This window comes from Microbulbifer maximicatervae (SeqCode) (assembly GCF_052467505.1).
Window position 1 is genome coordinate 1871877 of the sequence record NZ_CP174313.1, and the last position, 23610, is coordinate 1895486.

The following is a 23610-nucleotide window of genomic DNA, read 5'->3' on the forward strand; positions in this document are numbered from 1 at the left end:
ACACCCCAAAAATAACCACAGAGGTACTCCTGTGATCAGATCATTTTTTGCAATACTACTTACCTTGATCGCAATCAACGCACAAGCGGCAGAGAAACCCGAGGGTTTTAAAACGATAGACGGGCTGTTTGCTGCGCTTTCAAACCTGGACCACCAGGCTATGCGAGACGGCGTCAGCGACGATTTTATACTCCTTGAGCACGGTGAAGTCTGGGATATTGAAGACCTTATCGCCGTAATGAAACCCAAACCCTCAAAGCTGGAAAGAATCAACTACTTCAGCATTATCAATTTTGAAGAGCGTGAGAACCTGCTGACCATCAACTACTGGACCAAGTCCATTTTTAAATCCAAGGATGGCAATAAAGAAGCGGTGTGGTTGGAAAGCGCCATTGTTAAGAAAATCGATGGCAAGTGGCTAGTAGCCCAATTGCACTCAACCCGCCTGCCCGCAGAGAAATTCCCCAAAGACGTCCAGTTCGAGCAACAGGTCCTATAATAAAGTGCCTTACAGGCCCTGCCCGCACAGGGCCTGTGTCCATTTGATCGCTCTCTGTCCCCTCCCAACTAGAACAACTACCGGATTTCAAAGCTTCCAAGTGCTAGTATGTGACTCTAAATTGCATATTAGTCTCCAGTTCTAAAGGGCCACTCAATGAAGCTTAAAGTTTACCTCTCCGGCGAAATCCACTCCGATTGGCGTGCGCAAATTATCGAAGGTTGCCAAAAAGAAGGGCTGGATATCTCCTTCTCTTCCGCAGTCACCAATCACGATGCCAGCGATGCCGCTGGTGATGGCCTGGGTGAGGAGCAGAACGCTTTCTGGCGGGATCACAAATCAGCCAAAGTTAACGCAATCCGAATCAAGCACCTGATTGAAAACTGTGATTTGGCGGTGATTCGATTTGGCGAAAAATACAAACAATGGAACGCCGCATTTGATGCCGGCTTTTGTGCAGCCTTAGGCAAGTCCTATATCACACTTCACGATGAATCCTTGGTGCACGCACTCAAGGAGGTGGACGGTGCCGCCCAGGCCTGGGCACAGACCCCCGCACAGGTTGTCGATATCCTGAAGTACTTAACCACTCAGGCCTAAAGAGCTTCTGGATAGCAAGCCGGCAGGCATCTACTGACAAAACTGCACAATCAGTAGGTGCTGCCAGTTAAAAGCCGTAATTAAGGACACCGGCATAGTTCGGCCGAGAGGCTGCCTCTGCTAACGGGTTGTGCACTACCTCGCCGCTACGATTGATCGCATAGATTTCCGCACCGCAGTGCTTGCAGAATGCCTTCTCCCGTAAAGCCCCCTCTTTAAAGTGATATTTGCGCAGTGACTTTTCAGGATCGCTGATATGGATAGCGACTTCAGTATCAGCGTGCCCCCTTTGGCCCGCTGGTACAAACAGGGCATCTATAAGCTTGTTGAAATGAATCGCTCCACAATGACAAGTTAATGGATTCATAGCCTTATCTCCCTGGTCGATTAGTATGGGGAAGCAGTTTACTATTTACTTTAATTTAACAAAGGGGATATATTGAAAAGATCTTTTAGCTTTAAGGAAACAGTCTGTGCGCAGAGAGTACGACAAATACCACTTGATCAACGTTTTTTGCAGTGTTGTTGATCACGGTTCCTTAAGCAAAGCTGCCAAGCACTTGGGCCTGTCTACGCCCACCGTAAGCAAGACTCTCGCCCAACTTGAGCAGGCCCTTGGCCAGGTATTACTCAATCGCACCACCCGGGCAATCGCTGTCACAGACGCCGGAAGGATTGCTTACCAGAAAGGGCAAAAAATAATCAGCTCATTCACCGAACTGGAAGACCAGATTGCAGAGGCGGCAACGCTCACCCGAGGAAAATTAAAAATTACTTTTCCGGAAACCCTCGGCTTAAAAGTATTCAGTCATATCTGCAATGACTTCCAGAAAGCATTCCCCGATTTCAGCTTGGAGCTTATCTTCAGCCCCTACCACCTGGATTTAATCGAGGACGATATCGACATTGCTTTTCGAGTCTGGGAAACCCTGCCCGATTGCCAGTTTTACGCCCAGCCCCTATTTAGTATCCGCCCTATTTTTATTGCCGCGCCGACCTATCTGGAAGAACACGGCTGCCCCAAATCCATTGCCGAGCTCAGCCAACACAACATCATGCTAACCCGCCTTGACGGCCTGGAAGATGGCTGGTCAATTGATGGGAAGTTCTACCAATTCAATGGAAATTTAATCTCCAATAAAACCTTCCATACCCGAGCAGCAGCATTAAACGGGAATGGCATTGCCAAGCTCCCCTCCTATTTTTGCCAACGGGATATCAAAAAGGGGCGACTGGTAGAGGTACTCCCTGACTTGGAGCGAAAAGATAAAACTGTAGGTGCTATCTATAAAGTAAAGCGAAAAGATTCAAAGAAAATTGACGTGTTTTTGAACTTTGCACAAGAGCGCTTGCAGGAGTATGACTTTAGCCTGTTTGATGAGTGAGAATGTGCCACTAAAGAACTCTGCAGCGATTAGAGATTCTCTGTGAAACACTCAGCTGTTTAGCACCACATTAGGTGGTACCATAGAACAATAATAAGCGACTTGCTACTGGGGCTGAAGAGAGTGAAAACAATACTCTCGAAATACACTGTAGATACATCCCCTCTCCTTTATTGGTAAAGCCGCACAAGAGTCATACATTGGAGATTGAAGTGACAATCACTAAAGAGGTCGAACAGGGCCAAGCTGTCTATTCCAAACCCGTACTTTGGCTTTATGACATGTGGGTTCTGGGCATATCAAACCGTTTTATTTGGAAGTGCCCAACTCCTGGAATATTAGAGCACTTCAATCGAAATATATCCTCCAATCACTTGGATGTAGGTGTTGGAACGGGCTACTTTATGGACAAGTGCCATTTCCCCTCCAACAAAGTCCGCCTCGCCCTGATGGACCTGAACCAAAACAGCTTGGATATCTCAGCGCAAAGAGTGGCCCGGTATAATCCAACACAGTTCCGCTGCAATGTCCTGGATAAAATCACTTTAGAGACTGAAGTTTTTGATTCAATTTCCTTAAATTACCTATTTCACTGCCTCCCCGGCAAGCTGTCAGAAAAATTGGTTGCGCTAGACAATGTCGCAACCCTGCTATCGGAATCAGGCACTGTATTTGGTTCCACCATCCTGTCTGAAGGAGTACCGAAAAGTGGAGCTGCCAAGAAATTAATGGCTATCTACAATAAGAAAGGAATATTTTCTAATACTCAGGATTGTGAAGAGGACCTCAATACATTCCTTGCCAGTCGATTTAAGGAGTACAAAATAGAGGTTCGCGGGTGTGTAGCACTATTCAGTGCGCGGTACAAAATCACTGGCTAGAGTATCTATAGGGCACTTATGAGGATGAAGTTCTCGTTTAAGTTGGGGCTGAATAGTCCACTGATATTCCTTCCCTTGTCAGCTTTAGCAGTAGCTCCCACTTATTGCCTGGGCCTGCATTTCAGTGTGTTTGAAGATAAATTTGAGTGCATTGATATTCACAATTCTCTAAACTGTGCACGGTCAATCGAAAGTGGATTGAGTAATCAGGTCAACCATATCCAGCGGACGCAACCAGGGCACCTGACTATAGCCCTGAATAGCGGAAAATCACTGACGTACACAGACATCCTTCCCGCTAATAATCCCGTAGAACATATAGCCTACTCTGCAATTGAGCAAATAACTGATAACCTGCTACTGATTCATCAACAGCTCTGGGAAGCACATTCCTATATTTTGCTCGACCTGAGAAACGGCCATGAATATTCTCTTGCCGGCTACCCTTTGCTGTCTCCACAAGGCGGCTACCTTTTTGTTGCCGAACAAGACCTGGACGCCGGTTTTAATGAAAATGCCTTACAGGTTTACAAGCTATCTGAAAATACTTTGGACTTACTATACGAGCTAAAGCCTGAAAACTGGGGACCAGAGCAAGCTTACTGGACAACAGAGAATGCAGTCTCTTTCACAAAAAAGCAGCTTAATCCCAACTATGTTTCAAATGAAAATCAGCCATTTTATATTGAAACTAAAGCTGTACTTTCTATTACCCTTGATAGCCAGCGTGTAAACATTCGATATTTTGATTGAAATGCGCCTCTTTAATGTACCCGAAGTATCTTGGAGCTATTTTGACAGCCAATTCAGATCTCTCGATATTATTTGTCTGCCTCGGTAATATTTGTCGCTCCCCCTTAGCGGAAGCCGTTTTCCGCACCAAGGCACAGCAGGCGGATATTCCTGTTTCCGTCGACTCTGCGGGCATTATCAGCTACCACGCGGGTAAGCGACCAGATCCGCGAACTTTGGCTATTGGTGAAGAAAATGGCTATTCATTTGAAAATAGCTACGCTCGCCAGGTAGCCACCACCGACTTTACAAAATATGATCACATCTTTGCGATGGACAAAGATAACCTGGAAGCACTGCAATCCTTACAGCCTGATTCATCAGGCGCCCAACTAGGGTTATTTTTATCCGTGTTGCAAGATAGTGATTTAGCTGAAGTACCCGATCCTTACTATGGTGGTATTGAAGGGTTTCAACATATTCTCCAGCTTATAGAACAAGCATCTGATGCATTTATCGAGCAGCTTAAAAGCAGAGAGTAAGCAAAGCCCCCACAAATTCTACCGGGCTTGTGGGGGGAAACTTTCCTCCAAGGCAGACCTATCCCACATTCCCTTATCGGCTGCGGCTTCATAAGTACTCTGCAAAAAATCAAACAGCGTCTCATCAGGGGAACGTGAAGCTCTCACCGCATCATAGGGCAGCAAGAACTCACCCAGATCTTTGGAATAGTAAGCTGAGGCGGGCGCGACCCTTGCTTCGGGAAATCCTTGGGGCTCTGGGTAAGTATATGAATAGAAGCAAGCACCATCTACACCACCGCCACCAGGCCAAAAACCGGCACTGCTAACTTCATGAGAGTAGGCTTCCCTGGCCACCCAATCGGGAAAGTGTGGAACGCCTCCAGGGTGCGGAGGCGCCTCCCTGCCAGAAAAACGGGTAAGTGCTAAATCAAAACTTCCCCAAAAAAAATGAATTGGGCTGCACTTGCCAATAAAGCGACTGCGAAACTCAGTGAAAACCCGATGAATTTGCACCAACGCCTGCCATAGTTGTTGAGCATATTCAGGATCATACTCGTAGTTATCCTGATCCCTCTCAAAGGGTATCGCGTCCGCCACTTCGGATGGCATGGTGTTAATCTCAATCGGTATACCTAGCTGCTTGAGTGCAGCCATTACTTCCCAGTAGAAATCAGAGACTGTGCGGGACTCCAAGGGTAATACCCATTCTCCCCCCTCAGTGGTCAACAGCTTCAGTACGTGATGATAGAAATCAAAGCCAATAGAAAACGACCGCCCTCCGTATGGGATAAGGGATGTCTCCAGCCCTCTGGCGGTAATATATAAAGGAACATGCCAGGAGTGATTGATCCAAGGAGTTTGTACCAGGCGAATCTTGCCAATAACCTGCATCCACATATGCAGGGTGGCAATCGTATTTACCGACTCAGCGTAGGGTAACTCTGGCCAGTCTTTACTCTCAGACCGATTCTTTAAGTTGCTCACTTTACGTGCTCCATCTATCCTTTGACTCGCTCGATACCTAGTGCCTTCTGTTAACCGCCAAGCTTAGACCACTAAAAATACCCCATCCGAAAAAAACTAAAAACAGATAAACAGCTCTATTTTGATCATCATGAAAGACTACCTTAAATTCAGACTCGACAGCCAAGCAACAAGCATTATCGAGACCCCATAAAGAACAATAATGATAAGGGTTCCGATAGTGTTGATTTTTGTTAGCTTTCCTGACTTGTCAGACAACCAAGTATTAAAAGCTCTAGTTATCAGCGGCATCGCCACCCAAGTAAGCGACGTAACAATTAATAAGTTGATAAAGAAGTTAGTCGTCGCAAAGGGCCAACTCTCTACCAAAGGTAACAACCACATCGTAATAACCATAACTATCGGATATAACATCAATAAAATGAGCATGGCCATTTTCCACTGCGAGGGCGCAGTGTCTTGAGCTCGGCCACGAGCCCGAGAAAACCAATCCTCAAAGCCATGCCCTATCCGCTTTATTTTTACATCTTCAAAAAATCCTTCACCACGCTTTACCAATCGCTTATGTTCATCAGAATTAAGCCAGTTGTTTAAATGCTTGTTGGAGTCAAATCGAAATATTGCAACCCATTCCTCTTGAATACCCTTTATTGGCTTAGTTAGACCAGCGCCCAAGAAGCCTGGATATTTTTTAAGTGCTTTATCAATCTCTTTCTGCCACTGCATATATTCGCGAAAAAATTCAGGCTTCACTTTTTTGGATATCACAATCGTTACGGGCACTGTTAGTTGATCTGCACCAGCGATAACTTGAGATACTACTTCAACCGAGAATTTCTTCTCTAAAAAAGCAATTAGGTCTTTAAGTAAGTTATTTCCAAGAAACGTTTCAAGGTGAGCAACCGTATCAAATTGAAATATTTGAACCCACTCATTTTGGATATTAGAAACGGGCTCTAACAAATTCACCTCGAGCAGCCCATCACAATCTAGCGCAACATCCACCAGCTTCTGATGCCATGATCGATACTCATCCCCCAGGTACTTTGGCACCTCTTGAGACAATACAAGACAAGCACTGGAACCCTCTTCCATTATCTGGCAACAGCCTCCGGCGGATGAACTAGAGATCAAAGTATTATTCAAGCAGAATGTATTTGTGTTCATTTTTGCGAACGAATGCTTTTGCTGAAAACTATCGCAACAAACAAACTTAGACGAAATGTCAGGACTGACATCAAGGGTAGCATTTGGGAAGTAACGCTCCGTACGAATGACGAAGCGATCTGCAGAAGTGTCGCCTATCTGGGTGACACTTCCGCTAGAAAAATAAATGCGCGCGCAATCAGCTAGTCAGGCTTTCACTAACAACCAGCACTTTGCCGTCACGTCCACCTGCCGCAGCTATTCGTACCGCCTCTTTGATTTCAGACAGAGGGTATGTGCCATGAACTGGTGCAGATAACTTACCTTCCGCTACAAGCTTTGTGATAGTGCCAAAAACTTCCTGTTGCCGCTCTGGGGATGCGGAGCCAAACCACTTGGCCAGCCAGAACCCGCGCACGGTGATATCTTTAAAGATGATCATCCCCGGTGCGATAACGCAGGGTTCCCCGCTAAGTGCGCCATAATTCACTAAGGTTGCGCCATTTGACAGAGCTTCGCCCATGCGAGCAGTTGCCATTCCACCAACTGCATCAATGCCTAGCTTGATCTCAGCACCACCAGTAGCCTCAGCCACTCGCTTACCCAGGTGCTCACCATCCACGAGAACCACATCAGCGCCTGCGGCCTTCATCGGCTCAATCAAAGACTCACGGCGGACAACATTGATCACTTTCAGGCCCCGCAACTTGGCCAGGGTTGTCAGATAAGACCCCACACCTGAATTTGCGGCATTCTGAATAACCCAATCCCCCTCCTTGAGATCTACAAATTCGCTCAACAGCAAGTAAGCTGTTGGCGGATTAATCGTTATCATGGAAAGCTGTAGAGGGTCTACATTATTCGGGAGCGGAATCAGCCCCTGGGCATTGGCCACCATATGTGTAGCCCAGGTGCCGCTTCCTACCGGCAGGAGAACGACCTGGCCAATGGCTGGCGCGGTAACATTAGGTCCATGTTTGACGACCTTGGCAACACCTTCATTGCCTCCAACCGCAGGAAGAGGAGGCAACATCCCATAATCGCCCGTCAGGGTCAGAACATCTGAAGGGTTAATTGGTGCTGCCAGCATCTCCAGCAACACCTGCCCCTCTTGAAGTTCAGGGGTATCAAAGGACACCGCCTCAATAACATCCTGCGGCACTGGTCCGCGCTCTTGATATTCCGCCTTTAACATATCGCCGTATCCTTTTTTCGATTGATTATGAACAACGACCTTCACGCTGTACAAAATGTACCATGAACACTAGAGTTTGACGCTTATTAACAGTGGGGCCATTTAGATTCCTCCTGATAAATCAAACCCATTTACAAATCGCCATTTGGATCTACTTATGTGTGGTTCAAGCTAGCAATTTCAAGTCAGCCACTTGAAGATACTAAAAAGGGAGAAGGGAAGAATACACCGCGCTTGGGACCCTATGAGGCATGGATGCCGATTAGGAGCTTACAGGGATGTATTCACAGCGTGTCTCGAGTGCGGTGTATTCTTTCCTTCCACCCCAGTAGTAAGTCCAATGAAGCAAATTGCAGCAGCGATAACAATAAGCAGAAAAGAAGTTAAATTAAGCAGGCCGAAGTAAATAACGGCACTTTTATGTTCTATCCGATCAATTACCACCTTAAGCACCGGGTCCGTAACAGCAAGTGCAGGGTCAGGCTCTATCACAGAAGCTAGAATGGTATAATTCCTGCCCTTTATTGTTTCGAATACATGCAGTGTTCTTCCCATTGTTGACCCCCAAAATCCTGAGGCCTTGTCACCGCTCTTACCCACTGCAACCTCGACCCCCTCCTCTAAAATTGCCCAATCGATAGCCAGCGCTTCAGGGTGATCTTTACTATTTTCCTTATCAAGAAATTGAATACCCAACCGACAATTTTGCTCGCGAAAATCAAGTACCCTTTCTGTCTGCAACTCCAGCTCGTAGGGCACACTTAGTTGCGATCGGAAGTTAAATTCACTTCTCCCCTTTTTTGTATCATCAACAGGATACTCAACCGCTATCCACTTATATTTTTTATAGGAAACAGTTGCATATACCAGAATCAAAACCGCAAGAACAACTAACACCAGCGCTAATTTAAAAGTTAATCCCACATCTCCCCCCAAATACCTTCCTTAATACATCACGGTTACACCCCTTGAGACCCAAGCAGAACCAAGAAAACACACAATGCAAGCCAAACTTAGCAATTCGCAGCACCCAAAAGCAGACAAGCACATTAGTTACCAAATAGTGCACTCCAACACTGCTCAACAAGCAATTATTTAAATTTATTAAAATAATCATCATGGAAAATAAAATATATAGCAAAACGTACCAGTTGGGAGTAGAGTCGCAGAGGCATCCCTAAAATAATCATTTAGATAGTTACAAGATGTATTTCAAAAAAATTACAAAAAAAAATTTAATTTTCCAGGAATTCATCCTGCCTCGCTTACAAAACATACAACCTGACCAAAGAGAACTTTTCAGTTCAGAAATTCTAGGCAAGTACAGAACACTATTATCAAAATCATATCGATTAATACCTTTAGCTTTATGCTGCTTACGTATTAATTTCCATTTAAGAAACTTCAAAAAGTCACAGCTTTTCTCAGCCACGATAATTCGTATTGCGAGCAGGACGGGAGAATAACAATGGGACTCTGCATTGACTCCAGTAATATCACGTTTATCACACAAGTAAGGGCTGCCCTGAATACTCTTGTCGGCGGTGTCGGTACCGCGCTTACCTATACACAGGAGCGATACCGAACCGGGGGGCGACATGTGCTGCGAATTACAGAGGGAGTTGGTATTTTGACTGCAGCTGGTTTGAGGGCAAACAGCACCACTCTGCTACGCCGACTAATTACCAGCCGCCACGACACCAGAATTACTGAGCACCACGCTCTCGGATTTCGTCCCGACCAGTGGCTGATGGATCAGGTATGGAGCGGCTTTAAGAGCTACCTCCCACTAGTAAGCCCAGACAGAGGCTTTATGGCCAAAGTGATGAGCAGTGGCTCCAGCGGCGTAGTAATGTGGAACAATACAGCCCTGCAAACCGCCAACCTGGCCAACAACGGCACCGTAGCAATGGGGAATTGCCCAAGCTATATCACCCTGGCCCATGAATTGGTTCACGCTGACCGCTGTAATCGTGGGCGATACCTATCGGGCAGTGCTAATTCCACTTTCCTGGCGGATGAACGCCAGGCCCCCATGGGTAGAGTGCTCCGCCAGCAAAATGCCCCCTTAACCATGGCCCGCATTGCCAATGGCGGTCTAAATATTGTTTATAACAATATAACTATCCCGAACCGCAACAACCTGATCTCAACCAGAACTAGCGGCTGGATTTGGGTAGGTGGCTCCATGGAATTGCGTGAGGAGATCGCCACTGTCGGGCTCAGTGACGATGACGGTAATGTACCTACTGACCCGCTAGCCATTAACGAAAATATGATTCGGGCTGAACATGGCGTAGCGCAGCGGATGAAGTATGGCCAGATCAGAAACCTGAACTAATCTCGTGCATATGCGCCTCACCGGCACCAAAACCTGAGGCCGGCCCACCAAAGCAAACTGACAGATATGATCTGTACCTACTGCTAGCGGTATTAACTTATAAGATATCGCTAGCAGTAAGTTTCTTGCCTTCCCCGCTTTGCATATTGCATCCGACCACAGCATGTCGTTATGCTTTGGCGGCTAGAATCACACCTTCCCTTTGTCTGGAAGGCACACGGAACACCTTGGTCAACATACAGCCAGATCATAACCATGATTGATTATGCCCTTATAAAACACGTCCACATGACCGCCGCAGCGCTCAGTATCCTGCTGTTTACCATCAGAGTGGGATTGGAGTTCAGCCACAACACGGGCTGGCGAAATGGCCCTCTGCGCTGGGTGCCACACCTCAACGACACTTTGCTGTTAGCTGCGGCTGCCGGACTAGTGGTTCTCGGCAGCTGGAACCCGGGCACATCACCCTGGCTAGCTGCGAAAGTAGCCCTGGTATTTGGCTACATTATTGCTGGCGTCTTTGCTCTGCGCCCCAACTTTTCCAAGCCAATTAGAATCACTGCCTGTGTACTTGCCTTCCTGCAAGTAGTCGCTATTTTCTATCTGGCGATGCACAAGCCCAGCTTGTAACTGGATGGCATTGAGCACTTGGTATCAACCTCAAACTGGTATCAACCCCAAACATCGTGCTCAATGCCTTTTATTTTAAATTTACTTCCATTGAACACCGGCTCACGCACCCCGGAAGACAACTGACTCTCGTAATCTGCCATTACCTTAAAGGCCACACCAGACAAAAGTAAGATAGCTATAAGGTTTGCCGATGCCATAAAACCCATCGAGACATCGGCCATACGCCAAAGAAAGACAAAGTTTTCTGCACTTCCCGTATCTGCCACCCAAGCCCCAAAAAGTACGAACATCAAAAACAATAGCCGATAACATAAAATGGATGTTCGGGTATGGTAGAGGTAATAAATATTGGTTTCGCCGTAATAGTAGTTACCGATAATTGATGTAAAGGCAAAAAACATCAATGCAGTAGCAATAAAACTGCTTCCCCAGGTACCCACCTCGCTCGCCAGCGCGTCTTGAACCAACTCAACCCCCTCCAAATTACCGACCATAAAGACATCTGCCACCAAGATAATTGCTGCCGTGGAAGTGCAGATAATAATGGTATCGAGAAATACCGATGCCATTTGCACGTATCCCTGCACCATTGGGTGTTTTACATCTGCAGCAGCAGCGACATTGGGCGAGGAGCCAAGTCCAGCTTCATTGGAAAACAGGCCCCGCTTGATTCCATTGGCCACCGCCGCACCAAAGGCCCCCGCCCCAGCCTCCTGAAATCCAAAGGCATTTGCCAGAATTTCCAACAGCACGCCAGGTAATTCAGCAATATTGGCGATCAAAACATAGAAAGCTACCAACAAGTAACCAATTGCCATAAAAGGGACAACAATACCTGCAAAGCGCGCAATTGAACGAATACCACCAAAAACAATGATCCCGGCAAAGAGTGCAATAAAAAAACCTACCCATAAAGGGCTTACACCCCAAGCTCCATACAATGCGGCAGCCATCGTATTTGACTGCACAGCATTAAAGGTAAACCCGTAACAAATCATGAGAAAAACTGAAAAAGTCAGGGACAGCCATTTCCACTGTGGTCCCAGCCCCTTTTCAATGTAATAGGCAGGCCCTCCGCGAAACGCCCCAGGAACATCGCCGCGCTCTTTGTAAGTTTGCGCGAGAGTATTCTCCACCAAACTGGTGGCCATCCCCAGCAAGGCCACCAGCCACATCCAAAACACCGCTCCGGGCCCGCCAGCGGTTATAGCCACAGCCACACCAGCAATATTTCCGGTGCCGATTCTCGCAGCTGCGCTGGTGGCAAATGCTTGAAAGGCAGTTACCGAGTTTTCATTTTCCTTATGGATGCCACGAATCATGACTTTGACCATATGACCAAAGTGACGAAATTGTATAAAGCGAGTGCGAATAGAAAAGTAGAGCCCCGCCGGCAGCAAACCCAGAATCAAGATTCCAAGCCACCAGATGCCACCGAGTCCGCCCCAGGCGAGCAGGTTTGCCCACTCGATTAGGGTAGTGAAATGATCCAGAAACCCTTGCATTGACCACTCCCAGGACAACTTATCGTTATTAAACAAATCTGTTATTTGGCTCTAAGACTAGCAGGCCGATCTACTAGTCACCTTGGAGTTAATGCTGGAAAAACAGAGCCCATCGGCTCCGTATGACAGAGCCGCATCAGTATTCTGATGCGGCCCAAAAGGAAGAAAAGTAATAGCTGACAGTCTACAGCCTCGGAAAGTAATTCCGCAGCAAGGAGCCGGACGCAATCATTGGCGCATGCTGCTTTTAGCAGAAAATCTCTCGCGCCCGACTCGGGGACACCACCTTTCGCCCTGTCTCTTCAGCTACAGCCGCAAGAGCCTCAATCAATTGACCATTCCCTGAAGTTCGCTCTCCTCCCGGCAAGTAAAAGGTATCTTCAACTCCAGTGCGCAAATGGCCGCCCAATTCTGCAGTCTTGCGATGCACCGGCCAGATTTCCCCGCGGCCGATCACTGTGCTCTGCCATAAGCTGCCGGGCTTCATATATTTTGGAATAATTTCCAGCAAATCGGGATCGGCAGGCATACCTGAAGCCACTCCCATCACCAGGTTGTAGTTGGGCTTATCCACCATCCCTACATCCGCATACATTCCCACAGAGCGAACGATACCGATATCAAAGCACTCAAATTCCGGGCGGGTACCGGTCTCCCGACAAACTGCCAACAGCTCCTCTACCTTATCGACCGGATTATCAAATACCATGGGTGGCCAAGCCCAGGTGCCGTTGGATCGCGCCTTTAAATAGTTCAGGCTTCCCGCATTACAGGCGGCAATTTCCGGCTTACCGGCACGCACACAACTCAAGGGGCCTTGCTGATCCCGTCCGATAGTGCCAGTTGAAAAATTTAGAATAACGCCAGGGCATTTATCGCGAATTGCATCGGCAATTTCCAAGGCTATTTGCGGGTCCCAGGTGGGTAAATGGCCTTTATTTTCCTCTTGCGCGCGGAAATGAACATGCATAACGGAAGCCCCCGCATCGTAGGCTTCACGGGCGGATTCCGCCATTTCCTTGGGGGTTACCGGGACCGGGTGCTGCTGGGGGTTGGTAAGCACTCCGGTTAGGGCGCAAGTAATCACCACTTCATCAGACATCGCTGGCTCTCCTGAATTATCTTTGTTAAGGCCGCTGTTTACAGGGCTATCCAGCATGTGCGCGTCGCTCCTACAACACCAACTGATCGTAAGAGGACCAGAGCGAGTGGAAGAGCTGATTCTGGATAGCGCATCGACAAAATACAGCACCAAGCGCTTGCTTGGTTATACGAGACTATCATAGGGCCCCCGCCAAGGCACCTTGTTTCCCCGGATTCATCTCGGCAGAATGCGAAAAAACCCAATAAGGAAGTAAGTACCTCATGAGCGAGACTATCACTCCAACCATCGCCCCTTACGGCAGCTGGAAATCTGCAATCAACGCAGAACTTCTCGTGGAGGGCAGCGTTCGCCTGGCAGAAGCCAATTTAGTAGATGGCCGCTATTACTGGCTGGAGTCCCGCCCGTCTGAAAAAGGCAGGAATGTACTGGTGCAGTATTGTCCAAAAAATGGGCGCAGAGATCTCACCCCCGCCCCTATCGCCGTACGCACCAAAGCCCATGAATATGGAGGCGGCAGTTATCTTGTTTACGGTGACACCGCCTATTTCGTACTGGCAGAAGATCAGCGCATTTATCGCATGAAGCTCGACAATGCGATCCCCGAAGCAATCACCGCAGAAAATAGCTCCCGCTACGCCGATCTGATTATCGATCCCCTGAGAAATCGATTAATTTGTGTCGAGGAAGATACCAGTGGCCACCAGCAGGGCGAGGAACCCCGTGCGCGCATTATCGCGGTAGACCTAAACAACCCACTGGCTAACCCACCGATAATCCTTCAAGAAGGCGCAGACTTTTATTCGAACCCAACCCTGAATCCGGCCGGTGATCAACTGGCTTTTCTGCGCTGGCACCACCCTAACCTCCCCTGGGACGCGACAGAGCTCTGTATCGCCAAACTCGATCAGGTGGGGGATATCGGTGAAGTCACCCAAGTAGCCGGCGGTGAGAATGAATCCGTCTTTCAGCCCCAGTGGTCTCCTGAGGGCGAACTCTGCTATGTCTCTGATCGCAACAACTGGTGGATCCTATATAGGCTGGGACAAAGCGAACCCTTGTGGGAAAAAGAAGCAGAATTCGCCACACCACAGTGGGTATTTGGAATGTCCACTTACGGCTTTATTAGCCCCACGGAAATCCTCTGTACCTACACCCAGAATGGCACTTGGCACCTTGGAAAGGTCGACATAAAAAGCGGAGAGCATCAAACTCTTCCCCAGCCTTATTGTGATATCGAAAGCCTGCACTGTGAAAATGGCAACGGGGTGATGATTGCCGCAGGTGCAGAGAGCTTTCCCGCTGTTATTAGCTTTAACCAAAAGACGGGTAAAACGGAACAGATTGCCAGTAGCAATAGCAGCTCGCTGCCAACCGATTTGTTCTCCATCGCTCAAGCCGTCACTTTCCAAGTGGATAATCGCGCGGTACACGGGTTTTATTACCCACCCCACAACCCCAACTTCCAAGCACCTAGTGGCGATAAGCCACCGCTAATTGTATTTAGTCATGGGGGCCCCACCGGCGCTACATCAGCAGGCCTCAGCCTGAAAGTTCAATACTGGACAAGCCGGGGATTCGCCATTCTGGACGTTAACTACTCCGGCAGTACCGGCTATGGCCGCAAGTATCGGGACCGACTCGCCGATAAGTGGGGCATCTACGACGTGGAAGATGTCTGCGCCGGCGCAGAATACCTGGTAGAAGATGGGCTCGCCGACCCCAATCGCCTGCTGATCAAAGGTGGTAGTGCCGGCGGTTACACAGTGCTGGCAGCGTTGACCTACCACGATACCTTTAAAGCAGGTGCCAGCCATTATGGAATCGGGGAGTTGAGCAGCCTCGCCAAAGACACCCACAAGTTTGAGTCCCGCTACCTGGATAAACTGGTAGGGCCCTGGCCTTCCGCAGAAAAAGTCTACCTTCAGCGCTCCCCCATTAACGATGTGGAAAAGCTGAATTGCCCCGTGATTTTCTTCCAGGGCATGGAGGACAAGGTAGTACCACCCAACCAAGCCGAAACCATGGTGGATGCCCTGAGGGAGCGAGGTATCCCGGTGTCTTATATTACATTTGCCAATGAAGGGCATGGGTTCCGCAGTGGCGACAGTATCAAGTTGGCCCTGGAGGGAGAGCTTGAATTCTATAGCCGCATATTTAATTTCCCGCTCGCGGAACCCGGCCCGGGAATTACCATCGAAAACCTATAATTAAACAATATTGAATTAAAAAGAGTTTAAAAAAATACTATGGGAAGATGGAGACCGCCGCGTCCACGCGGCTCCCGCTACATCACCGCAGAGGGCGCGCAACGTATGCGCGCCGAAGTTAAGCATCTCTGGGAGGAGGAGCGCCCCCGGGTAACCCAGGCGGTTAGCGACGCCGCCAAGCTGGGAGATCGCTCGGAAAACGCAGACTATATCTATGGTAAAAAAAGACTGCGGGAAATCGACAGCCGCGTGCGTTTTCTCACCAAGCGCCTGGAAGAAATTACTGTTGTAGATCGAATACCGGACGATAAGGAAAAGGTTTTTTTTGGAGCCTGGGTAACGCTTGAAGATGATGAGGGAGAGAGCGTTTGCTACCGCATTGTAGGACCCGATGAATTCGATGTAAAAGCAGGCTTGATATCTATGGACTCCCCCGTTGCCCGTGCCTTATTAGGGCGCAAGCTCGATGATGAGGTGGATATCCGTCAGGGGGAAAAGTGGCAGGCTTTCTACATTACTGACATTCGTTACGAGGAGTAGTTTCGGCCTCCAGAGCCTATGAAGAGGTCGTACTTATAGAACTAAATACGACCTCTAAACAACCAAGCTGAGATAATCATTGTCATAACTTCACCAATCCATGCCGGTACTTATACAACGCTTTCTCTTCCTCATAGTTTAATCGGCGCCTTGACACAGCCAGACAACACAAGATGTTTAATAGTGGAAGTAAAAATGTATAAATAGAAATCCCCCCTAAGCTCACCCAGATAGAGACGATCACCCCACTCAATAACCCAGGAATCACACGGTAGGATGCTGTTACAGACCGCCCCATAAACTTAACGAGGATACCTGCAATAAATCCTGGGATCACATAAACATACAAAGGGATAATACCGCGGGCAAATGAAAGCAAAACGAGCGTACCCAATGTACCTAACAACACCGCAAATATCGCGAGGGGCATACTCTGTTCTTTCAGTAACCTCTCAATCAAAGAGTGGTACTTACTTGTATTTAATTCACTTTTAGGGGCTTTATAAATATCACTCATGGGGCTTGTACACTTTCAGAGTTTGCCGAAGTGCGACTATAGTATCTCAGGTCAGCGCTTTCAAAAACACTAGATGAATAATTTAGAATCGCTTACAAATACACGAATTGAAATGTGCCCATAAAAATAGTGTGAGCTCCAGGTGAAAATCGATGGCCATTCTGTAACAACCTTAGAAAGCGAACCTATACGCCCTATCAAAAGCCAAAAAGGCTTACCTTTTTTGGTAATCCTTCAGTAAATCTAAAAAAATACTTCTTATAGAGTATTATAATACTGAATCACACCAACAGTGCTTCCAGCAGAAAAAGCAGATTTAACCTGCTCTGAACTCATTCTAATTTTCAAATCTGCATTGTTTACGTTGAGCTCAATAAACAGGCTTCCGCTTGGGAATACGCATCATTCCACTCGGACACCGCCTCGTTGAGGCCATTAATAACTGCTGTATAGTTTGCCCCCTCTTCACCAGAGATCGCAGTTTGAATATCACTTATCGCATCGGAAACATCACTTTCAATTCTTTGCCACTCTTGTAATACGGCCTGTAACTTATCTTTAACTTACTGGGTTTTTCTGCTAGTTGTCCAAAGCTCTGAGACAGTTTTTGTAGAGTGGATACATCAGTAGTGAACAGGTTCATCTCTGCCTGTTGATCCTGAATACTCTTTTGATCGGCAACAATTTTTGCAGCTGCCACCGGACCCATCACAAACCATTTCAACAAACCTTCAGGAAAAGCCACGATAGAAGCAACCGTGCCCAGAGAGATAGCAGTGGCATCGGCAATATCCAGAGTAACGATGCTGGCAGTCAGGCGTTTGATATCTGCCTGTAAATTCTTGGTATCCTGCCTCAGATCAGCAACTTTCTGCTCGTCAGCCAGGGAATCCTTTACAGAATTGTCGAGATAGATTGCTTCTTATAATGAATCGCAAGAAAAAATACATTTATATTCACATTGCTGCTATCAAATCAAACCCTCTAGTCCAGTAAGCACCGATCAGAATCACTCAGCCTGGCAACTATCTCCGTCAAATGCTGCAATCAAATCCAAGGCACCCCCAACCTCTTTATATATGATTAGCTTCCGACTATAAGAACCCAGCAACCAGGAGCCGCAGGCCACCCAGTAAGTGGCTTCTCTTGAGGTAACACAGAAGACGCTTTGCGCATCAGATACACGCCAAAACAATCGTCCTTTGGAAATCCCCCTACTCTCGAGTCTCAAAACGCCAATATTATTCTGTTTAGCCCATTGAAGAATTTGCGCCCTGAAAAACTCGGATCTAATCGGCATTAACAAATAGGGAACCACACCCAATAGGGCCAATAAGGCCACTATTACATTGTTCCCCAGAGAGGGGCTAAACACATAGGCCAGCTTCCCCAAAGTTACCGATATTATTAATACAATAAATGGACGCATATTCACTGCCGCCGATTTCAGTTCCCTTTAGAAAGAATGGCAGATAAATATGCAGAGACAAGATTAAGCTACAGGGCGATCGAGTGATCCCGAGTTGGTTGCCCGCGCTATAGCATATTGAAACTAACAGGTAGAGATTGGTCGCATCGAGGCCAAACTCGTTAGAGCTTGACCCGCAGAGTGACTGCCTAACGATAGAGCAAATACACAATAAAGTACTGGAGCAATTTAATTGCTCTCGATTAAACCCAACATTTCTTTTGCAACCAGTGCAGAAGAAGGTAAAAACATTGTAGAAACAATACGCTGATCAGATATTACATCATGCTTATCAGCAACATTATCCTTATTAATAATAATGGCTCCATTCTCACGAAGGCGTTCCTCTACCAAGAACGGTAATAAAGTACCCTGCTTAGCCCATGACTTCTCTTTTTCTGTAGAGTTCGGGAAACCGGCAACCTTCTTGCCCTTTACCATATAATGGCCATCTTTCAGTTTCACATCTGCAAACGCACCTGCCCCGTGGCCACAGCTGCCCACAACTCCCCCTTTCTGGTAAATCTCACCCATAATATTAGGGAGCCTCTGAATAACTCCGTGATACCTCTGGCATGCAGAGCGGTTCACAATCAAGGCGCGGCTTCGCAGGAATGTCTAGACCTTTCAAGAAGTCGCAACGCGGAGTGTGAATCGCTCTGCAAGCCCCGAAGGGCGGGCCTTGAAGGCCACAGCTGCTGCGTTGCAGCTCTTGCAAAGGGCTACGGCCATTCGCGGCGAGCTGCGCCTAACATCTGCAGCCTTCAAGACCCGCAGAGGCATTACGGAGTTATTCAGAGGCTCCTTAGCAGCTCACGATTGGATGCCACATCAAATAAGGTTCCATAGCCTCCACCAATATAAACAGCTGCATAATTCTCTATAACTACTTGCTCAGGCTTTAGTGAACTATTAGCCCGCTCTAAAAAACCTTCATGTTTGATGGTGTAACTACTAATTCCCAGTGGATCCATCATAAACGGGACCACCCCACCTTTTGGCGAAACAAAGTCCACGCCATACCCATGGGAAACAAAAATATGGTAAGGCGGAGCGTACTCCCACAAATTATTTCTTGCATCGTGTTTCTCCGGATCACCCATATCCTGAAGATTAGAAGCAACGATTAGTATCCGCTTAGTCTCAGCTGCTTGTGAAGTTGTAATAAAGCCCATCACAAGAATTATCATAGAGCAGATAAGGCTACAGATTTTTGCCGTTTTTCCCACGTTCAACTTCCCCATTCGAATAACTTTGATACGGAATAGATAGATTACATGAGTAACGCACAACCTTGACATAAGATCGATAGTTTGCAGGAGAAAAGCGATATAGCGAGGTCAAACTGCCCAAAAAGTAACAACGGCCAACATTTCTATAGCGCCAAGCCTACCACCACAAAGTTAACACCCTATTACCGAGCAGCCTTAATAGTTAGGGCAGTAACAACACCCCAAATCCAATTGAAAAACAACACCAGGACTGGTGTTAAGACTCCCAACTCAAATCCGGCAACACCCTTCCCAGCCATCACAGGGAAAACTACAAACAATTGAAATGCAGAGGGAAACAAACTAAGAAGAGTTCCTTTTACAAGTAACTTTGATGACCAGAACGGAAGAATAAATAGCAGTCCCCACAAGCCACCCCAAACAATACGAGGATAAAGCCACTCAGGAGATAGAGGAGGGGCAATTGATACGCCCAAAGCGGCATTAATCCCCAACTGGCCAAATAGCCACACCGCAATACTGTTTGCCAAAGCACCGAGGCTTCCGGCTGCGAAGAATATCAGTAGGTTTTTCATCTCCCTCTCCTAGAACTGTAGGACCACTGCAATATTTACTCGCGAATCACACCACAATATAGAAGAACCATCGTCACTCAACGGAAAATAACCTCGCGTACGAATCACAACCCCACCCGAGATGACAGAGTAACTTTTCTACTTTACCTACCCAATAATACAGAACATAAACCAGATTTAGCTTGAGTACTCCTGCGTACCAATTAGACACAGCAGAAACCCTAGAAAAATTAGATAAAGCACTAGCCCCCTACTTCTCAAGAATGACTACTTAAAAAATATTTTCAATTTGAGAACCAGCAATATCCGCTGATCGTTTTTGCAACTAATCCCGAAAGAAAATAACTAGCTTCTCAAGCGCCAAATTTATGTAATAGATAAGTGGTACGCTTGTATTTATTTTATAAATCAATTAAAACCAAATAGGAACTAGTACTTATGAAAGTGCCATCAGCAGGAGTGCTGTACCCGATTTTATTAGGATTGGTGATTCAGTCAGCGACGTCTCAAGCCCAGTCCTTTGATGAGAGCGCCTATATTGACAGGCAGCTACAATATATTGAGGAAGGAGTCACCTCTACCAACGATACTGCCGTCGTACTTCAGGCATATACCGGTGATGATCTCAACTGGGATGCGCTAAATAAGAACCTGGATGTACTCCGCAACGGCGGCAAAAAAAATTCTGACTTCACTCTCACCCGCCTAATCCGCATCTTATTCTTCCGCCCCGAAATAAAAGACGAACTCTTTGCCGCACTCGACGGCTATCACTTCTGGTTTAAAGAAGGCGGGACGGGTGACCATGTCTTTGCTTCAGAAAACCATATGATCATGTACACCTCTGCCCAATATCTCCTCCAGGAGAAATATGGGGCATTTGAGGACGACAGAACTTATAAGCGCCTAAAGCGTTATCTGGAAGTGAAGAACCAATATGGCTACTATGAGTTTTACTCCCCTGTTTACTACCCCTATACCCTCTCGGCACTGCTAAACCTCGTAGACTTTGCAGAAGATGAGGAGATCCGTGAACTTGCAATCGGCGCTGCTCATCGCTTGCTGCAAGATATTTTATTGGTGACCAACGACCAGGGGATCAACTTCGCCGCAGCCGGGCGCAGTAATGACGGCTACCGCCGCAATGGGTCCGGAGGGAATATCAACCGGATTATCTACCTCCTGACAGGCCTGGGCAAAGAGTCAGTACGCACCCCCAGTCCCGCCGGTGTAATGCTCGCCACATCCGGTTTGGAAATCACCGATGAAGTTTTCGAATATTTCGGTAAAGATCTCAACATAAATTATTCAGTCGGCCATTCGCTGGGGGATGCCAGAAACGAGATCTATGCAGACTTCCCCCGGGAAGAGCGCGTACCCTTCTATTGGAGCCAGGGAGCCTACTTCCATCCCGATGTCGCAGCGGATACCGCCTGGTTCGCCAGCAAATACCAACTCGAAGGTTATGAGGGGCCCAAAGCATTTGACCAGTTCCTGGGGCTATCGGAAGCAGCCGCCCCTGCGGCCGCCAAGGCGGGGGCTGTATTCAGCCGCAGCTCTGTCCTCTCCTCGGCCAACTTCTCCATGTACAAAGATGGCGGAGTCATGATGCACTCCATCCAGAATTATTGGGGAGGCCGCCAGGGCTACCAGCAAACCCCCTGGATAGCCACCACCGGTTCCCAATCTATCTGGGCAAAAGTCGGTGACGGCAATAGCACCATGCAAAACGACCACCTGCCGAAAATAAAGCAGGTAAACAATGTCGCAGTGATCCAATACAACCCCTACCCAGAGATAGAACTGTTTCACTCCGGTGGCTCCGATGTCGCACTACAGTGGCCCGAAGAGTTCGAGGAGGAGTCCCGCAGCGGTAACTGGAAGTTTGGTAAGGAAGATGATGGATACGTAGCCATCCGCTACCCCTGTGGCAATGGTGACTCCAACACTGTGACCTGCGATTGGAACGAGCAGACCTGGGTCGTCATCATGGGAAGTGAAGAGCGCTACGGCAGCTTTGATGCTTTTAGACAGAAAGTACTCAATGAGGTCAGTTACGATGCCGACTGGGAATGGCACGGCTCCTTCTGGAAAGGCACCTTGAAGTATGTGTACGATTCAGATGTAAAGTTTGATGGAACCGATATCAGCTTAACTTGGTAAGCTCACGGGAAGGGGACACCCCCTTCCCTGCCTCCCTGCGCCCTCAACCAAATTATCCTCCACAGACCACCAATCCAGCCTCTCTCCATCTATGTTTAGTTGACAGAGTCAACCAACATCAATAAAGTTGACACTATCAACCAGTTAGCATGGCGCCATGAAAGATACCGCAATCAATGAATCCCTCCACCAGCTTATTCACGCCTACAAACGGCGCTTGCGAGCTGGCATACAGGAGCAGCAAATTGGCTTGCCGGTGAGCCATATACGGGTACTCAAAGGTGTCTTCAAATTTCCACTGAGTACTGCCCGGTCAATTGCCCAGCGGATGAATTTGGACAAAGCCCAAGTAACACGAGTGCTAAACGACCTGGTGCACTCAGGGCTAATCGCAAAGACCGACAACCCCAACGACCGGCGCAGCCAGTTTTTGACACTAACTACTAACGGAATAAGCACGCTGGAAAAAGTAAGCGAACAAGAAGCTGAAGTGGCCAGGCAAATGACTCGCAACTTGAGTACTGAAGAGCTAGAAAACTTCGCCCGCATTGCCAGCGTTATGGTCGCCAATATGAAAGAGCACTCCACCCCTGACGAAAGGAGCTAAACCCTATGGCCGAGAAAGTTACCAGAGAATTGGTCGTTATTCGCAGGACACAAGTTACTGAAAATATGCTGCGCATCACCCTCGGTGGCGATGATCTAAAAACTCTCGCCCCCAATCAGGAAAGCGCCTATATCAAATTTCTGTTTCCACAAGCTGGAAGCGAGCGCCCGCTATTGCGAAGCTATACCATCAGACACCAGCGTGAAACTGAAATTGATATCGACTTCGCCCTGCATGAACACGAAGGGCCCGCTCTAAGCTGGGCACTTAAAACGCAGCCTGGCGATACGATCTTAACCCGCGGCCCCGGCCCCAAAAAAATGACCAATCCCGAGGCAGACTGGTTTTTACTATTGGGGGACATGACTGCACTGCCAGCCATCAGCGTAAACCTTGCGGAGCTACCCAAGGATGCAAAGGGGTACGCATTAATTGAGATATCCAGTGAAGCTGATATTCAGGAGCTGGAACACCCAGAGAACCTGCAAATCCAATGGATTATCAATCCGGCTCCATCCGGCGAGAAACTCCTGGAGAAATTACAGGCACTAACCTGGCTCGATGGACAGGCCTCCGTATGGGCCGCCTGTGAGTTCGACAGCATGCGCAGCCTACGGCAATTTTTTAAGCAGGAAAGAGTAATTCCAAAAACCCATATTTATATCTCCAGTTACTGGAAAATTGGGCAGTCGGACGAGGGTCACAAACTCGCCAAGCGCATGGACAATGAAAAGATGGAAGGACAGGGATAATTTACAGATAGACAGGAAG

At 47.6% G+C, this 23610-nt stretch carries 25 protein-coding genes; 13 read left to right on the plus strand and 12 right to left on the minus strand.

What is annotated here, in order from left to right:
• Window positions 1-31 precede the first annotated feature (31 nt).
• Together ACJJIN_RS08190 and ACJJIN_RS08195 are read left to right on the plus strand one after the other, a co-directional pair.
• Window positions 32-499 (plus strand): nuclear transport factor 2 family protein, encoded by a 468-nt coding sequence (locus tag ACJJIN_RS08190; RefSeq protein WP_444897654.1) that lies wholly within the window; start codon window positions 32-34, stop codon window positions 497-499.
• A gap of 156 nt (window positions 500-655) precedes the next feature.
• Window positions 656-1099 carry a YtoQ family protein gene (locus ACJJIN_RS08195; protein ID WP_444893547.1) on the plus strand — a complete coding sequence of 148 codons (444 nt, stop codon included), beginning with the start codon at window positions 656-658 and terminating at the stop codon, window positions 1097-1099.
• Window positions 1100-1166: 67 nt separating this feature from the next.
• Here ACJJIN_RS08195 and ACJJIN_RS08200 read toward each other — a convergent pair whose 3' ends face one another.
• Window positions 1167-1466 carry a GFA family protein gene (locus ACJJIN_RS08200; protein WP_444897655.1) on the minus strand — a complete coding sequence of 100 codons (300 nt, stop codon included), beginning with the start codon at window positions 1464-1466 and terminating at the stop codon, window positions 1167-1169.
• Between the two features lie 106 nt (window positions 1467-1572).
• On the opposite strand from ACJJIN_RS08200, the gene ACJJIN_RS08205 reads away from it, so the two are divergent.
• From ACJJIN_RS08205 to ACJJIN_RS08220, 4 genes are all read left to right on the plus strand, one after another.
• Window positions 1573-2484, plus strand: coding sequence for a LysR family transcriptional regulator (locus tag ACJJIN_RS08205; protein ID WP_444893545.1), 912 nt, complete (start codon window positions 1573-1575; stop codon window positions 2482-2484).
• Between the two features lie 212 nt (window positions 2485-2696).
• On the plus strand, window positions 2697-3365 hold the full coding sequence (locus tag ACJJIN_RS08210) for a class I SAM-dependent methyltransferase (protein ID WP_444897656.1): 669 nt from the start codon (window positions 2697-2699) through the stop codon (window positions 3363-3365).
• A gap of 24 nt (window positions 3366-3389) precedes the next feature.
• Window positions 3390-4118 (plus strand): hypothetical protein, encoded by a 729-nt coding sequence (locus ACJJIN_RS08215; RefSeq protein ID WP_444897657.1) that lies wholly within the window; start codon window positions 3390-3392, stop codon window positions 4116-4118.
• 41 nt (window positions 4119-4159) lie between these two features.
• Entirely contained in the window at window positions 4160-4639 is a 480-nt protein-coding gene (locus ACJJIN_RS08220) for a low molecular weight protein-tyrosine-phosphatase (RefSeq protein ID WP_444897658.1), read from the plus strand.
• A gap of 18 nt (window positions 4640-4657) precedes the next feature.
• On the opposite strand, the gene ACJJIN_RS08225 is transcribed toward ACJJIN_RS08220, so the two are convergent.
• The 4 genes from ACJJIN_RS08225 to ACJJIN_RS08240 form a co-directional block, all read right to left on the minus strand.
• On the minus strand, window positions 4658-5605 hold the full coding sequence (locus ACJJIN_RS08225; RefSeq protein ID WP_444897659.1) for a DUF5996 family protein: 948 nt from the start codon (window positions 5603-5605) through the stop codon (window positions 4658-4660).
• A gap of 138 nt (window positions 5606-5743) precedes the next feature.
• Entirely contained in the window at window positions 5744-6700 is a 957-nt protein-coding gene (locus ACJJIN_RS08230) for an antibiotic biosynthesis monooxygenase (RefSeq protein WP_444897660.1), read from the minus strand.
• Window positions 6701-6950: 250 nt separating this feature from the next.
• Window positions 6951-7946, minus strand: coding sequence for a zinc-dependent alcohol dehydrogenase family protein (locus ACJJIN_RS08235; RefSeq protein ID WP_444897661.1), 996 nt, complete (start codon window positions 7944-7946; stop codon window positions 6951-6953).
• A 270-nt stretch (window positions 7947-8216) separates the two neighbouring features.
• The gene (locus tag ACJJIN_RS08240) at window positions 8217-8870 is read right to left on the minus strand and encodes a hypothetical protein (RefSeq protein ID WP_444897662.1); all 654 of its coding nucleotides are present in this window, start codon (window positions 8868-8870) and stop codon (window positions 8217-8219) included.
• Between the two features lie 544 nt (window positions 8871-9414).
• On the opposite strand from ACJJIN_RS08240, the gene ACJJIN_RS08245 reads away from it, so the two are divergent.
• Both ACJJIN_RS08245 and ACJJIN_RS08250 read left to right on the plus strand, forming a co-directional pair.
• A complete protein-coding gene (locus ACJJIN_RS08245; RefSeq protein ID WP_413662402.1) occupies window positions 9415-10287 on the plus strand; it encodes a M91 family zinc metallopeptidase in 873 nt (290 codons plus the stop codon).
• A gap of 255 nt (window positions 10288-10542) precedes the next feature.
• Window positions 10543-10917: a SirB2 family protein gene (locus ACJJIN_RS08250; protein WP_108733614.1), complete on the plus strand. Its 375-nt coding sequence runs from the start codon at window positions 10543-10545 to the stop codon at window positions 10915-10917.
• A gap of 41 nt (window positions 10918-10958) precedes the next feature.
• On the opposite strand, the gene ACJJIN_RS08255 is transcribed toward ACJJIN_RS08250, so the two are convergent.
• Window positions 10959-12425, minus strand: coding sequence for an alanine/glycine:cation symporter family protein (locus ACJJIN_RS08255; RefSeq protein ID WP_444897663.1), 1467 nt, complete (start codon window positions 12423-12425; stop codon window positions 10959-10961).
• 247 nt (window positions 12426-12672) lie between these two features.
• Window positions 12673-13584, minus strand: a complete 912-nt coding sequence (locus ACJJIN_RS08260; RefSeq protein ID WP_444897664.1) for a beta-keto acid cleavage family enzyme — start codon at window positions 13582-13584, stop codon at window positions 12673-12675.
• 206 nt (window positions 13585-13790) lie between these two features.
• On the opposite strand from ACJJIN_RS08260, the gene ACJJIN_RS08265 reads away from it, so the two are divergent.
• Together ACJJIN_RS08265 and greB are read left to right on the plus strand one after the other, a co-directional pair.
• Window positions 13791-15737 carry a S9 family peptidase gene (locus tag ACJJIN_RS08265; RefSeq protein ID WP_444897665.1) on the plus strand — a complete coding sequence of 649 codons (1947 nt, stop codon included), beginning with the start codon at window positions 13791-13793 and terminating at the stop codon, window positions 15735-15737.
• 39 nt (window positions 15738-15776) lie between these two features.
• Window positions 15777-16277 carry a transcription elongation factor GreB gene (gene greB / locus ACJJIN_RS08270; RefSeq protein WP_444897666.1) on the plus strand — a complete coding sequence of 167 codons (501 nt, stop codon included), beginning with the start codon at window positions 15777-15779 and terminating at the stop codon, window positions 16275-16277.
• Window positions 16278-16359: 82 nt separating this feature from the next.
• On the opposite strand, the gene ACJJIN_RS08275 is transcribed toward greB, so the two are convergent.
• The 5 genes from ACJJIN_RS08275 to ACJJIN_RS08295 form a co-directional block, all read right to left on the minus strand.
• Window positions 16360-16794: a hypothetical protein gene (locus ACJJIN_RS08275; RefSeq protein ID WP_444897667.1), complete on the minus strand. Its 435-nt coding sequence runs from the start codon at window positions 16792-16794 to the stop codon at window positions 16360-16362.
• Between the two features lie 493 nt (window positions 16795-17287).
• Window positions 17288-17539 carry a hypothetical protein gene (locus ACJJIN_RS08280; protein WP_444897668.1) on the minus strand — a complete coding sequence of 84 codons (252 nt, stop codon included), beginning with the start codon at window positions 17537-17539 and terminating at the stop codon, window positions 17288-17290.
• Between the two features lie 912 nt (window positions 17540-18451).
• The gene (locus ACJJIN_RS08285) at window positions 18452-18796 is read right to left on the minus strand and encodes a type 1 glutamine amidotransferase family protein (RefSeq protein ID WP_444897669.1); all 345 of its coding nucleotides are present in this window, start codon (window positions 18794-18796) and stop codon (window positions 18452-18454) included.
• 260 nt (window positions 18797-19056) lie between these two features.
• Complete coding sequence (locus tag ACJJIN_RS08290; RefSeq protein WP_444897670.1) at window positions 19057-19491, minus strand: type 1 glutamine amidotransferase family protein; 435 nt, start codon at window positions 19489-19491, stop codon at window positions 19057-19059.
• Window positions 19492-19676: 185 nt separating this feature from the next.
• The gene (locus ACJJIN_RS08295; RefSeq protein WP_444897671.1) at window positions 19677-20069 is read right to left on the minus strand and encodes a hypothetical protein; all 393 of its coding nucleotides are present in this window, start codon (window positions 20067-20069) and stop codon (window positions 19677-19679) included.
• 438 nt (window positions 20070-20507) lie between these two features.
• On the opposite strand from ACJJIN_RS08295, the gene ACJJIN_RS08300 reads away from it, so the two are divergent.
• The 3 genes from ACJJIN_RS08300 to ACJJIN_RS08310 all read left to right on the plus strand — a co-directional run bounded on the left by ACJJIN_RS08300 (window position 20508) and on the right by ACJJIN_RS08310 (window position 23591).
• On the plus strand, window positions 20508-22232 hold the full coding sequence (locus ACJJIN_RS08300) for a hypothetical protein (RefSeq protein WP_444897672.1): 1725 nt from the start codon (window positions 20508-20510) through the stop codon (window positions 22230-22232).
• Between the two features lie 157 nt (window positions 22233-22389).
• Window positions 22390-22839, plus strand: a complete 450-nt coding sequence (locus tag ACJJIN_RS08305) for a MarR family winged helix-turn-helix transcriptional regulator (RefSeq protein ID WP_444897673.1) — start codon at window positions 22390-22392, stop codon at window positions 22837-22839.
• 5 nt (window positions 22840-22844) lie between these two features.
• Entirely contained in the window at window positions 22845-23591 is a 747-nt protein-coding gene (locus ACJJIN_RS08310; protein WP_444897674.1) for a siderophore-interacting protein, read from the plus strand.
• Window positions 23592-23610: the final 19 nt, after the last annotated feature.